The organism is Pseudoalteromonas sp. CST2, assembly GCF_028599385.1.
Classification (GTDB): domain Bacteria; phylum Pseudomonadota; class Gammaproteobacteria; order Enterobacterales; family Alteromonadaceae; genus Pseudoalteromonas; species Pseudoalteromonas atlantica.
This window is the reverse complement of the sequence record NZ_JAQREO010000004.1, coordinates 35,841-47,506: the sequence shown is the minus strand read 5'-3', so window position 1 is coordinate 47,506 and position 11,666 is coordinate 35,841. Positions and strand designations below refer to the sequence as shown.

The 11,666-nt window shown below is 40.6% G+C and carries 15 protein-coding genes; 8 read left to right on the top strand and 7 right to left on the bottom strand.

The window, feature by feature from the left end; all coding sequences use genetic code 11:
- Window positions 1–22 precede the first annotated feature (22 nt).
- Window positions 23–628 carry a peroxiredoxin gene (locus PSH41_RS07115; RefSeq protein ID WP_004587374.1) on the bottom strand — a complete coding sequence of 202 codons (606 nt, stop codon included), beginning with the start codon at window positions 626–628 and terminating at the stop codon, window positions 23–25.
- A 235-nt stretch (window positions 629–863) separates the two neighbouring features.
- Window positions 864–1,577: a fatty acid metabolism transcriptional regulator FadR gene (gene fadR, locus PSH41_RS07110; RefSeq protein WP_004587375.1), complete on the bottom strand. Its 714-nt coding sequence runs from the start codon at window positions 1,575–1,577 to the stop codon at window positions 864–866.
- A 522-nt stretch (window positions 1,578–2,099) separates the two neighbouring features.
- Here fadR and dsbB point away from each other — a divergent pair.
- Entirely contained in the window at window positions 2,100–2,618 is a 519-nt protein-coding gene (gene dsbB, locus PSH41_RS07105; RefSeq protein ID WP_004587376.1) for a disulfide bond formation protein DsbB, read from the top strand.
- Window position 2,619: 1 nt separating this feature from the next.
- Window positions 2,620–2,922 (top strand): DUF6170 family protein, encoded by a 303-nt coding sequence (locus PSH41_RS07100; RefSeq protein WP_273589004.1) that lies wholly within the window; start codon window positions 2,620–2,622, stop codon window positions 2,920–2,922.
- Between the two features lie 11 nt (window positions 2,923–2,933).
- On the opposite strand, the gene PSH41_RS07095 is transcribed toward PSH41_RS07100, so the two are convergent.
- Window positions 2,934–3,230 (bottom strand): ComEA family DNA-binding protein, encoded by a 297-nt coding sequence (locus tag PSH41_RS07095; RefSeq protein ID WP_273589005.1) that lies wholly within the window; start codon window positions 3,228–3,230, stop codon window positions 2,934–2,936.
- Between the two features lie 345 nt (window positions 3,231–3,575).
- On the opposite strand from PSH41_RS07095, the gene PSH41_RS07090 reads away from it, so the two are divergent.
- The 3 genes from PSH41_RS07090 to PSH41_RS07080 all read left to right on the top strand — a co-directional run bounded on the left by PSH41_RS07090 (window position 3,576) and on the right by PSH41_RS07080 (window position 5,673).
- The gene (locus PSH41_RS07090) at window positions 3,576–3,890 is read left to right on the top strand and encodes a YebG family protein (RefSeq protein ID WP_024034226.1); all 315 of its coding nucleotides are present in this window, start codon (window positions 3,576–3,578) and stop codon (window positions 3,888–3,890) included.
- 138 nt (window positions 3,891–4,028) lie between these two features.
- On the top strand, window positions 4,029–5,192 hold the full coding sequence (locus tag PSH41_RS07085) for a M23 family metallopeptidase (protein WP_273589006.1): 1,164 nt from the start codon (window positions 4,029–4,031) through the stop codon (window positions 5,190–5,192).
- Window positions 5,182–5,673 (top strand): bactofilin family protein, encoded by a 492-nt coding sequence (locus tag PSH41_RS07080; RefSeq protein WP_004587381.1) that lies wholly within the window; start codon window positions 5,182–5,184, stop codon window positions 5,671–5,673. Before PSH41_RS07085 ends, PSH41_RS07080 begins: the two co-directional genes overlap by 11 nt.
- Window positions 5,674–5,680: 7 nt before the next feature.
- Here PSH41_RS07080 and PSH41_RS07075 read toward each other — a convergent pair whose 3' ends face one another.
- Entirely contained in the window at window positions 5,681–6,154 is a 474-nt protein-coding gene (locus tag PSH41_RS07075; RefSeq protein WP_273589007.1) for a hotdog fold domain-containing protein, read from the bottom strand.
- Between the two features lie 183 nt (window positions 6,155–6,337).
- Between PSH41_RS07075 and PSH41_RS07070 the strand changes: the two genes are divergently transcribed.
- Genes PSH41_RS07070 through PSH41_RS07060 form a run of 3 tightly spaced genes read left to right on the top strand, consistent with a single transcriptional unit; the run spans window position 6,338 to window position 8,694 of the window.
- Window positions 6,338–7,531, top strand: a complete 1,194-nt coding sequence (locus PSH41_RS07070) for a multidrug effflux MFS transporter (protein WP_273589008.1) — start codon at window positions 6,338–6,340, stop codon at window positions 7,529–7,531.
- Window positions 7,528–8,169 carry a LysE family translocator gene (locus PSH41_RS07065; protein WP_273589009.1) on the top strand — a complete coding sequence of 214 codons (642 nt, stop codon included), beginning with the start codon at window positions 7,528–7,530 and terminating at the stop codon, window positions 8,167–8,169. The genes PSH41_RS07070 and PSH41_RS07065 overlap by 4 nt, the downstream gene beginning before the upstream one ends.
- 60 nt (window positions 8,170–8,229) lie before the next feature.
- The gene (locus tag PSH41_RS07060; protein WP_004587385.1) at window positions 8,230–8,694 is read left to right on the top strand and encodes a methylglyoxal synthase; all 465 of its coding nucleotides are present in this window, start codon (window positions 8,230–8,232) and stop codon (window positions 8,692–8,694) included.
- A gap of 11 nt (window positions 8,695–8,705) precedes the next feature.
- Here the strand turns inward: PSH41_RS07060 and yegD are convergent, their stop codons facing one another.
- From yegD to PSH41_RS07045, 3 genes are all read right to left on the bottom strand, one after another.
- Window positions 8,706–10,070 carry a molecular chaperone gene (gene yegD, locus PSH41_RS07055; protein ID WP_273589010.1) on the bottom strand — a complete coding sequence of 455 codons (1,365 nt, stop codon included), beginning with the start codon at window positions 10,068–10,070 and terminating at the stop codon, window positions 8,706–8,708.
- 61 nt (window positions 10,071–10,131) lie between these two features.
- On the bottom strand, window positions 10,132–10,974 hold the full coding sequence (locus PSH41_RS07050) for a DNA ligase (protein ID WP_096739955.1): 843 nt from the start codon (window positions 10,972–10,974) through the stop codon (window positions 10,132–10,134).
- A gap of 33 nt (window positions 10,975–11,007) precedes the next feature.
- Window positions 11,008–11,664: an HAD family hydrolase gene (locus PSH41_RS07045; RefSeq protein WP_264390434.1), complete on the bottom strand. Its 657-nt coding sequence runs from the start codon at window positions 11,662–11,664 to the stop codon at window positions 11,008–11,010.
- Between the last annotated feature and the right edge of the window lie 2 nt (window positions 11,665–11,666).

The window sequence follows — 11,666 nt, the reverse complement described above, 5'->3', positions numbered from 1 at the left end:
TTATTAAAACGTAGGGGCTAAATTATAGCTCGCCTTCGTTTTCAGATAGGAACTTAGCAACACCTTCAGGGCTTGCGTCCATACCTTTTTTACCTTCTTCCCAACCAGCAGGACATACTTCGCCGTTTTCGCTGTGAAATGCTAGCGCGTCAACCATGCGGATCATTTCGTCGATGTTACGACCAAGTGGTAAGTCGTTCACTACTTGGTGACGTACGTTACCTTCCTCATCGATTAGGAAAGAGCCACGAAATGCAACGCCCGCTTCAGGGTGCTCAACGTCGTATGCTTTACAAATTTCGTGCTTAACGTCTGCAACTAGTGCGTATTGAACTTTACCAATACCGCCGTCTGCTACAGCAGTGTTACGCCATGCGTTGTGTGAGAATTGTGAATCGATAGAAACACCAATTACTTCTACGCCACGCTTTTGGAATTCTTCGTAACGCTTATCAAATGCGATAAGTTCTGAAGGACATACAAACGTGAAATCTAGTGGGTAAAAGAAGATTACTGCTTTTTTACCTTTAATTGTTTCATGAAGGTTATAGCTATCTACAATTTCACCATTACCTAGTACAGCTGCAGCGGTAAAGTCTGGTGCCTGGCGGCCTACTAATACACCCATTTTATTCTCCAAATATTTTGAGTTTGTTGTCGATTGCATACGCAATGCTGATACTTATATGGGCGCTAAAAATAAAAAAACAATAGCGCCAACACATAATTACGTGGCATTTTAAATTTAATAAGGAAAAAAGAACAATCGTATTTAGCGATGTGCACAATCGAAAATACCGAACAGATATTAAAACTTTATTACGCCTATAAAAAAACCTGCATTTGCAGGTTTTAAAAATGGGTTAATCCATGATATCGGAAGGCATATCGCCTTTAATATTTTGCCAGATTTCACCGGTTTGATGGCCAAACTTACGCATCATTGAAATCGCGCCATCATGCTCACGGTTTTCAGCCAATACTGTTAGGTCTTTATAAAATTGACGTGCTAACTGGCGAGTGCCTGCGTCTGAGAAATAATGACAACCAATTTTAAAGTAAAACCCTCTAAAACCGTTAAGTATAAGTACGTAGATGCGGTTATTACCAGCGACAGCTAATTCGTGGTGTACTTTGTAATCGTAATCTGCAAAAGCTTGCGCAGTGTCTTCAAGTTCATCGCTTTTTGATAAAATCTCAATAACACGCTCAGGGTTAAGCTTTATCGCTGCACGGGTATAAATAGCACTAATATTAGTACGTGCAGATAATAACTGATCGGTCAGCTCTGGCATTTTGTCTTCATCTAAGCGCGCCAGCGTTTCGAGTATGTTTAAACCCGATGTTTCCCAAAAGTTATTCACTCTGGTTGGCTTGCCGTGCTGAATAGTTAGCCAGCCATCGCGTGCTAAACGTTGCAGTACTTCACGTAAGGTTGTTCTGGTTACACCAATTAACTCAGAAAGCTCACGCTCTGCAGGTAGAATTGAACCTGGAGGGAAATCGCCGTTCCAGATAGATTCAACTATATACTCTTCAGCAAATCCTGCTGGGCTTTTAGCTTTAAAAATTCTCATTCAATTCCCACTCGAATTAATCACAACTCATCGTTTTATACGAATAACTGACAGATTGTACCAGATGAAATATAACTAACAAGTAAACTCGTTGATATAAGTGCCAACCAACCGCTGAAAATTTCGCAATAGTAAATAATAAAATTCAACATGCTTAAATTAGGTCTAATTTGCTAAATCAATTAACCCTATTCATAGTAGGTACATTAATACCATTGCTGTTTTTGCTTCACCATTACATTACTACAATAATTCCCGTGTGCGGCAACAAGTACATTCAAAATATTGCATACAGCAGAGCCTGTTCACTGTGACGTTTAAACAAGCCTTTTTAGTGAACCAATCTTATATTACATCTTCACTTAGCAAATTAAGCTTAACCTTTCCCTAAATAGGATTGGCCATAACCGCTTATTAATTTCATCTTAAAAAAAGCCACTTCGGTAGCTTTTTTACCCTTTTTGTTGCTCGTTACTTTATCCTAGTACATAATTCAACGTCTTATTTCAATGCGGATTTTTTATGAACTGGCTAGCACAACTCCCTACTCAACGTACTCCATGGCTACTATTTACAGGCATTGTATTTTTATTAGAAGTCACCGCACTGTTTTTTCAATACCAGATGGGCCTTGCTCCATGCATTATGTGTATTTACCAGCGAACTGCGGTATTAGGCTTATTAGGGGCAGGCATTATTGGCGCAACTAAACCACAAAGTAAATTAGTACGCGCTATCGCTTATTTAGTGTGGGGTGTATCAAGTGTGTGGGGTTACTTTATTGCACGTGAGCACATTGAAATGCAAACAACCACCGATCCCTTTGCGTTTAGCTGTGAGTTTGAGCCAAACTTTCCTTCATTTATGCCATTGCATGAATGGATCCCAAGCTTTTTTCAAGCCACAGGGGATTGCGGTAATATCGATTGGCAATTTGCGGGATTAAGTATGCCAGCATGGATGGAAATACTATTTGCGTTATTTACTATCACGCTTTTTGTAATTGTTACCACTCGCTTACTTACTAAAAAGACTATTTAATATGTTTACGTTTTTTACCAGTCAGCTGCCTGAACTAAAGCACCTTAAAGTGAGGCAGCGACAAGCCGTTGTTGCTATTGCGCTAAGTATGCTACCTGCTACCGATAGAGTGTTATTAAGAATAGTAAAGCTGATATTGCTCAGCCCATTGTTTTTATTATTTACTGTTTTTAAAGGGTGGGAACTCATTCCCTTTTTAATTTTAGGTGGCCTGTGTTACCCGCTTTTAACAACCCCGATTGAAATAAACTTCGCTAAAAAATATTTATCCAAAGCACTTGAGCAGTATTCACAGGGCGCTTAGCGCCCTGCCTATTACAAAGACACTTTTCCTTCTAGTTTAGCTACAAGCTTTTTACCTATTCCTTTTACGTTAGTTAAGTCGCTCAGCTGGGAAAATTCACCATTTTCAACCCTGTAATCAACAATAGCCTGCGCTTTTTTCTTACCTATACCAGGCAACTTGGCCAGCATTTCTGAATCGGCACTATTAATATTAATAACCGGCGCTTGCGGCATTTCAACCATAGGCTTATTTTCAACTGGGTTAGCGTGGGTAAACGCGCTAAAGCATAAAAAGCTAATAATAAGTAGCGTTAATAGATTTTTCATTTGTTATTCCTTATTTTTGTTTATACCAAAGCGTTATAGTTAAACGGCTAATTTGGCTTTAAACATGTGCTTAATTTTTATTTGAGGAAATAATGTTAAATAAGGAGCAACGCGCATCACTTATATTATTTCCAGTGCATAATCACCTAAATCCGAAAACCTAAAATGCAGCTGGTACAACAAGTGATTGCTTAACTAAAGTAAAGTTACGCTTTTTTGTCAAATTGATGACAAGCTAAAAATGCACCGAATACTTGCAATTTTACACACAAACATTTACTGTATATAAAAACAGTGACCTACGGGTCAGTAACCACATTACCACGCAATCAAGCAGGAGAGATCATGGCTGTTGTTGTTAAATATGTTGTAGAACGAAACGGAGTTGAGCGAATGACGTTTACTACTAAAAAAGAAGCGGATGCCTATGACAAAATGCTCGATATAGCAGAATCGCTTGAAGTAATGCTGGAAAAAGTAGATGTGCCACTGAGCGAGCAACAGGTTGAATCGCTTGCGCTTGAAATTGCAAAGAGTAAAGATGACTTTATGGCGGTGTTAAAAGGCGCAAAAGAGCCCACAACAAAAGGTACAGCTAAAGCTAAAAAAGCCGACAACGTAGCATCAATAAAAGATAACGACGAGCAACAAGCTAGCTAATTTGTGACTATTTTAAATAAAGGGCTGCTACTAAATAGCAGCCCTTTTTTATTAATTTTTGAACAGTTACAAATTTTTTCTGGCTTTTTAGACTGAAATTGATACATTAATCCGGTTAATAGCGAGTGTTTATGTGCCATGTCAGTATTTATTAAGTCTTTTTACCAAAAATTTTTCCCAGCCCGTCAGTTGCTTATTCGTCAAAATGGCGAAGTTAAGCATGTTGTTTTGGCGCCTTGGTTTCAGCTTTTTACAGTACTGCTTATTTTAGGCACTATTACTTGGGTCGGTATTTCTAGTTTTCGTGTTTATAGCCAAACAAATAAAATTACCGACATAGAACAAAGCCAAATTGACAAGCAACAAGTGTGGCAAAAGCAGGTCCAAGAACAAAAAGCACTGCACGCTAAGCAATTAGAACAACTTGCAGTACTAGAGCAAAAGCAAGCACTTTTGCAAGGTATGATTGAATCCCTCCCCGCATCTATTAGTAAAGAGACAATAAAATTAGAAGAACAACTTGAATCGCCTGTTAATCAAGACAAAGGCGAGTTTCATGAACCACTTGTAGATGAAGAGCCGAAAGACAAACACGCCAGCCTTCTAACGCCAATCACTTTTGCCGCACGTTATGAGCGCTTAAATAAATACTACGAGCATAATTTTGCGCTTATTGATGCGCAAATTAATAAACGCCATGATGCAATTTTAGCGATGTTAAAAGGCGCAGGCTTAGAATCAGCCCTTGAACAACATTTAGCACTGGGCGCACAAACCACTGCGCAAGGTGGCCCGTTAGATGTATTTGACGAAACTAAAATACCAGGGCAGTTTTTAGCCATTGTTGATAAGCTATTATTACTCAACAACCTTGAAAACTTTTTAACAGAGCTGCCTAACTCACTGCCCTTGCCTGCGGCTAAATACTATATTTCGAGCAACTTTGGGTTACGTAAAGATCCGATGAACAACCGCCGCGCTTTTCACAAAGGTGTTGATTTAGCCGGCTGGCATAAAACCGAAATTTTTGCCCCTGCTGATGCACGTGTATTGCGCGCTGGTAAAAATGGCGGCTATGGTAACTTTATCGAGCTAGAGCACAAAAATGGCTTGGTCACCCGTTTTGGCCACTTAAATAAAATTAAAGTGAAAAAAGGCCAAACAATTGCTAAAAATGAGGTAATTGGATTAATGGGCAGTACTGGCAGAAGTACCAGCACCCACTTACACTATGAAGTGTTACTCGATGGCAAACATGTCAATCCTCTAAAAATAACAAAGGCGCTTTCTCGTGTTCGGTAAAAAAAAGCAACCAAGTAGTCAAACTACGTTAAAAAGAGTAAATCATACCCCTTCTATTATTTCTGAAGATGTGCGCTTAACTGGCACACTTACAAGCCAGGGCGAAGTGCAGCTAGATGGCCGAATTGATGGCGATATAAAGGCAGAGCACTTGGTAATTGGCTCTACCGGCATTGTTGAAGGTGTGGTTGAAGCTAAAAGTGTCATTGTAAAAGGCAAAATTATTGGCTCACTAAACGCAAGTGAAGTGAATATTCAAAGCAGCGCTCACGTACATGGCGATGTTTTTCACGATACACTAAGTATTGATGCGGGAGCCATTATTGAAGGCAGCTTAAAACAGCGCTTTGAAAAAGAAGAACCGGAACTTATTAGCGAAGATTTAAAGCCGGCTAAAGAAGTAAAAACTTTGCTTGATGATGCTGATAGCGACTTGTCGTTTGTTAATAAGCAAGCCGCTGATAAAGCCAAATCTAATTAAGCGCTCATTACTTTTTCTCGGTTATGTACATCGTAATATCTGCAGTGAACACCAGTTCATTGCGGGTATTGTAAAGCTTAACTGGCACCACTAAATCTTCTTTATCTACCCATTGGCGAGGCAAGGCGATTTCTGCAATAGCAGTTACATCGGTATCAACCTTTGCTAAATAGTGTACCGTCATTCCTTTTGGGATCCAGCGATGCGTTTTATAAGGCACGGTGGCATCTACCATTACACCAGCACACAGCTCAGCTAAGTTACATTGTGCAATAGCATGAATAGTCCCAATATGGTTATGCACACTACGGCGGTTTTTTACGACAGCGCTACAGTGCCCTTCTCTTAAATCGAGCACGTAAGGTTTCATTGAGCCAAAATACGGGGCTTTTATGCATACCGCTTTGCTAAACAACCAATTGCCAAAAGGTAAGCGTTTAAATTTAAGCCAGGTTTTTAAAAGGGCTGATTTATTACTCATTGTTATTTCCCATTTTGTGTTTATAAATTCAAATTAACACATCAGACCAGTTAAAAAAAGCGCAATTCACTGTGCTGTTAATCCTAATCTCATGAAATATTTATCACAATAAAGCGAGGCTCACTCATAAGCCCTTTCTTTTTTATAAGCGGGCACCTAAAATAGCCAGCAAAAGGAGACCTAATGCAAACACAGCCCGCTAAACCTAACTTAATTTTATTACTCATCTTAGCGTTACTCGTAATATTTTGCCCTATGGCAATTGATATTTATCTTCCCGCTTTTCCAACTATTGCCACGCAATTTAACGTAACCGAACAACAGGTTCAGCAAACGGTGGCTATTTTTATGCTTACTGTGGGTTTAGGGCAATTAATTGCAGGGCCGCTTGCTGATAAGTTTGGCCGAAAGCCGGTAGCGGTTGTAGGTGTTAGCTTATATGCAGGCTCAGCCTTACTTGCCTACATGGCGCCCTCTTTTGCTGTATTAATGTTTTCACGCGCTCTGCAAGGGTTAGGTGCATGTGCTACGTTTGTGGTTGCTTTTGCTATTGTACGTGATAAATACGGCAGCGAACGCAGCGGGCAAATGATTACCTATTTAAATGGAATTGTGTGTTTTATTCCTGCGCTTGCGCCTATTTTAGGTGCTTGGCTTACCGTGCAATTTGGCTGGCGCATGAACTTTATGTTTTTAACCTTGTTTGCGTTAGCGGGCCTAGTCATTACGCTCACCTTATTTAGAGAAACCCGCCCTGCTGATAGTCACTACCAAGGGCATATATTGGACTTACGCCGCTTTGTGCCAATATTAAAAACACCGATATTTTTATTTAATAGCTTACTGTGTATGGTCGCCATGTCGGCGATTCTTGTGTATGTCACCTTGGCACCTGGGTGGATAATTACGCACTTAGGGGGCACCGTTGCCGACTTTACTTTTTGGTTTACGCTCAATGCCGTATTAAGTATTGTAGCCAGCTTTATTACGCCCATTTATATTAAACGTAATAGCCAAAAAGCCCTGCGCGTTGGGGTTACAGTATTGGTAGCCTCTGGCATATTAATGATTGCACTTAGCCATATAGAATCGGCCATTGCGCTTATGCTACCTATTTTAATTGCAGCACTTGGTTTTGCCCTAAGCTTAGGCTCTGCGGCTGGTATGGCGTTATCGCGCTTTCCAAAACAAGCCGGTACAGCCTCTGCCCTAATTGGTGCTATGCAAATGAGTGGCGCTAGTGTGCTTGTGTTTTTAACGCAATATTTAGGCCTTAGCACACCTTGGCTAATTGCTTTTCATTTATTGTTACTGGCACCACTTTGGCTAATTTTAATGAGTAAAAAAGCCCATATATTGCACCCGGTTAATACATGATCAACCCTGATTTTTTAGCATCATTTTTACTGGCGAGCTTTTTAATGGCGGTGGCCCCTGGGCCATCAAACGCATTTTTAATGGCGCAAACATTTGCCAATGGCAGAGCGGCAGGTATGCAAAGCGCATTTGGCTTTGCTTTAGGTGGAGTAATACACACATTTTTTGCTGTTATTGGATTAAGCGCGGTATTAAAAGCTTCGCCCACCGCTTATAGTGCAGTACAGTACTTAGGAGCGGCGTATTTGTGCTATTTAGGGGTTGTGATGATTAAAAGCACTTTTTCGCAGCCAAATACCGTGAATTGCGCTAGTGATGATAAGCCCCATGTAAGCACCAGTAAAAAGCCAAATGTCATGTTTCAAGCCATGATGACCGAGGTATTAAACCCTAAAGTCGCGTTATTTTTTATTGCTTTTATACCGCAGTTTGTAGACCCAAGCTTATCATCGGCAACGTTTCAATTAGCATTTTTTGGGCTGCTCTACCCTATTTTTGCTTTCCCAATTGACTGTACGTATATTTACTTTGGCGACAAAATAGCGCAATTTTTCAAAAAACATCCACATAGCCAACTTTGGATAGACCGAGTGACCGGCATGGTATTTATTGCACTGGCCATTAATTTATTATACTAATTACACTAAATTGGTATTACTTAACCAAAGCCTTGGTTACTCAACAAAATAAGATGCAGCATGGAACAAAAAAAACAATCGCTACCCGCTAATAAAAATATTGCCTTAGTTGCGCATGATGGTAAAAAAGCCGCGCTTAAATTATGGTGCGAAAAACACAAAGAAGCCTTAAGCAGACACACCTTATACGGTACTGGCACCACAGGCCATTTAATCGAAAAAACCACCGGGCTAGAGGTTATTCAGCTATTAAGTGGTCCTATGGGGGGCGATCAACAGCTAGGTGCTAAAATTGCTGAACACGAAATTCATGTATTGGTGTTTTTTTGGGATCCGTTGGCATCGCAACCACACGACCCTGATGTTAAAGCGTTACTGCGTTTAGCAGCTGTTTGGAATATTCCTGTGGCCTGTAATGAAGTCAGCGCCGACATGTTATTAAGCTCGCCCTTAATGGACACTGAGCTTGAACGTACTTTGCCAGATTACGAAAAATACCTCGCAACCCGACAAATTAGTCTTTAAAGCCTTTTAAGCTACTTATAAAGCATGCTGGCCCATTTTGTTAGGCCAGCCGTTACGCTACCAAAGTGATCGCCATTCAGCATTTTAATATCACCTAAATGCTCACTTAACGCCGCTTTAATAAGTGGTGACTGTGCACTTCCCCCTGTTAAATAAATAACATCTGGAGTGGTTCCTGCATCGGTAATTGCTTGTTTTGCTAACGTTACTATTTGGCTAATACTACTTTCTACTGCAACCGCCAAATCGCTAACCGATAGGTTTTTACTAAGGTCATTATCTAAAAAGCGAAGATCGCAATCAAAAGCATCTGCCGATGAAAGCGCTATTTTAGCCGCCTCACCTTGCTGTACCAACTGATGGCCCTGTTTATTTTGCTGTAAATGAATTAAGCGTTTGAAAAGCGCAGGTGCACTGACATCGCGTAATTGGGCAGTGAGTTCTCGATAGTGGCTTTCACTATAAAACTGACTTTGTAAATTTACATCATTAATTTTACAGGCTTGCCAAAAAGGTTGGTTTGGTAAAGGTAGGCCCGATTTAAAGGTACTGCCTAAACCAAGCAATGGCATTAAACCATGAAAACTAAGCGCTATATCTAAGTCATTCCCGCCAACTCGCTTACCGCTGTGGGCTAAAAAGTCATTATCGCGCTCACTGTTACCTCTAAAGCTTGGCCCCATTTGTACAAACGAGCAATCGCTGGTACCACCGCCAATATCAATAACCAGCACTTTTTTGTCTTCCACTAAACTGCTTTCGTAATCAATCCCTGCTGCAAGCGGTTCGTATAGAAACTCCACGTCTTTAAAGCCCGCACGCTTAGCAGCGCGCTCTAAAATACCTACAGCTTGCTGATTTGACTGCTCACCGCCAACGGCCTGAAAGTTAACTGGACGACCAATAACCGTTTGCGTAAGTGGGGTTTTAAGTGAAAGCTCTGCGCGTTGCTTTATTTTTAAAATCATTGCCGTAGCAATATCTTCAAAAAAATTAATTTGCCCTTGCTTTAAGCCTGTGGCACCAAAAAAAGATTTAGGTGATTTTACAAAGTAGCCTTCTTCAGGAAACTGCACATATTCACTAATGGCTTCACGGCCAATAAATAGCGTTTCATCTGTAGGTTGTAAATCAAGATCTGACTTAATACGCGGGAGTGTATTTAATAAAGCTTGGCGCTGCGTTAAAAAGTTATGCTCGTGGGCAGTGCCTTTTACATGCTTTGCCACAAAGTCGACAACTAATGCGCTATGGTGCGTATAAAGAGTAGAAGGTAAATAATGTTTTCCTTGCTCAAGTGGCACTAACTGTACTTCCTCTTGCTCCATAACACCCATGGCACAATTAGAACTACCGTAATCAAAACCTACAAACATACTTCACCATACATTAGAAAAAGGCCGCGCAATTTAGCATACTTTGCCAATATTATAAACGCTAATGACCCTCCCTCACCCTTAAAAAGCTCGCAAAACGTGGTAAGCCATGCTTTGTTAACCCATGGTACCGATACGTTACCGTGCTACCTATAGCCGGAGGTGTTTGGCGCTGTTTGTTACTAAAGCCCGTGCCTATTTTAAATATTTGCCCATAAGGTGTTTTTACTTTTAATGCACCTAACATACCGGTGTATTTTCCTTTACCCGGTAAATGTGCAATAACAACCGCTTCAGCATCAAGGTAGGGCTTTAACTTTAATAATGTATTACTGCGCCCGCTTTTATGTTTAGCATTGGCTAAATGCAGCATCACCCCTTCAGCCCCTTGCTTAGTTAAATCTTCAAAATACGCTGTTAATTGGGCTGTGCTAGTAAAGCGGTGTTGCTTAACTGCAGTTATATGCTGCTTATTGATTTGTTTTACCAAGGCTTGGTAGTTTTTATAACGCGCACTAAAAGGAAGGGTTGAGTCTGGCATATCAAATATTTGATAGCGTATAGCGTGCCAATCTGAATTACTGGGGCGTTTAGTTCTTACAATCCCACTGACCAAAGAAAATTGAGTGCGCGCTATCCACAGCTCCCCATCTAACCAAACATTTGGTAATGGCGCCGTAAACCAACTCGGGGCGTTAATCGCATTTCCTTTACGGGTAATAAATTTATCGCCCGTCCATATTGCTCTTACACCATCAAATTTTTCACTGACGAGGTATTCACTAATATTGCCATGTTTAGATTCATCATATACTTTTGCCAATAACACCTGAGGCTGCGCCGCAAAGGCAAACTGTGAGCCAATTAAGCTGACAATGAAAAGTAAGTACTTTAGCTGAGCCATTACTGCATCCCTGCAAATAAAATAAGGCTATAACTATAGTTGAGATTCGACCCACTGCCAAAACTCACCTAGGTCAGCCATTTTGTACGTCGCCTTACTAAAGTCATGGTCAATTGTATGATGATTTGCAATCGCAACGACTCTAACCTGTGCATTAGTTGCAGCACAAACGCCCGTAAAGGTGTCCTCTACAGCAATTGCATGCTCTGGGGCTACATGTATGTGCTCAAGCGCTAAAAGATAAGGATCGCCTGCTGGCTTTGGATTTGTTACATCGTCTTTTGTCACTACAGTATCAAATAACTCATAAAAACCTAGCCCTTTTAAAATAGGCATTGCTTCGCTGCGAGCACTACCGGTAACTAACGCCATTTTTAGCCCACTGTTTTTAACAGCGTGTAAGGTTTGCTCAGTAAAAGGCATAACAGGCGGTAAATTAGTTTTTACGTATTCACCAAATAATCGATATTTTTCATCTGCTAAAAACTGTGCGCTGACGTCTAAATTATGCTCATTTTTAATATCAATTGCTGCTTCTAACGTTGGGCGCCCTGAAAAGCGCTGACAAAACTCCACTTCGTTATAACTTACATTGTAGGGTGCAAGCAGCTGGCTCCAACACTCAAAGTGCATGCTTTCAGAGTCAACTAGCGTGCCATCCATATCAAACAATACTGCGTTTAAGCTCATCC

Excerpts from the sequence above, each read along its gene's own strand:
- PSH41_RS07115 (WP_004587374.1), bottom strand. The coding sequence starts at position 628 with ATGGGTGTATTAGTAGGCCGCCAGGCACCAGACTTTACCGCTGCAGCT.
- fadR (WP_004587375.1), bottom strand. The coding sequence starts at position 1,577 with ATGAGAATTTTTAAAGCTAAAAGCCCAGCAGGATTTGCTGAAGAGTAT.
- dsbB (WP_004587376.1), top strand. The coding sequence starts at position 2,100 with ATGAACTGGCTAGCACAACTCCCTACTCAACGTACTCCATGGCTACTA.
- PSH41_RS07100 (WP_273589004.1), top strand. The coding sequence starts at position 2,620 with ATGTTTACGTTTTTTACCAGTCAGCTGCCTGAACTAAAGCACCTTAAA.
- PSH41_RS07095 (WP_273589005.1), bottom strand. The coding sequence starts at position 3,230 with ATGAAAAATCTATTAACGCTACTTATTATTAGCTTTTTATGCTTTAGC.
- PSH41_RS07090 (WP_024034226.1), top strand. The coding sequence starts at position 3,576 with ATGGCTGTTGTTGTTAAATATGTTGTAGAACGAAACGGAGTTGAGCGA.
- PSH41_RS07085 (WP_273589006.1), top strand. The coding sequence starts at position 4,029 with ATGTCAGTATTTATTAAGTCTTTTTACCAAAAATTTTTCCCAGCCCGT.
- PSH41_RS07075 (WP_273589007.1), bottom strand. The coding sequence starts at position 6,154 with ATGAGTAATAAATCAGCCCTTTTAAAAACCTGGCTTAAATTTAAACGC.
- PSH41_RS07070 (WP_273589008.1), top strand. The coding sequence starts at position 6,338 with ATGCAAACACAGCCCGCTAAACCTAACTTAATTTTATTACTCATCTTA.
- PSH41_RS07065 (WP_273589009.1), top strand. The coding sequence starts at position 7,528 with ATGATCAACCCTGATTTTTTAGCATCATTTTTACTGGCGAGCTTTTTA.
- PSH41_RS07060 (WP_004587385.1), top strand. The coding sequence starts at position 8,230 with ATGGAACAAAAAAAACAATCGCTACCCGCTAATAAAAATATTGCCTTA.
- yegD (WP_273589010.1), bottom strand. The coding sequence starts at position 10,070 with ATGTTTGTAGGTTTTGATTACGGTAGTTCTAATTGTGCCATGGGTGTT.
- PSH41_RS07050 (WP_096739955.1), bottom strand. The coding sequence starts at position 10,974 with ATGGCTCAGCTAAAGTACTTACTTTTCATTGTCAGCTTAATTGGCTCA.
- PSH41_RS07045 (WP_264390434.1), bottom strand. The coding sequence starts at position 11,664 with ATGAGCTTAAACGCAGTATTGTTTGATATGGATGGCACGCTAGTTGAC.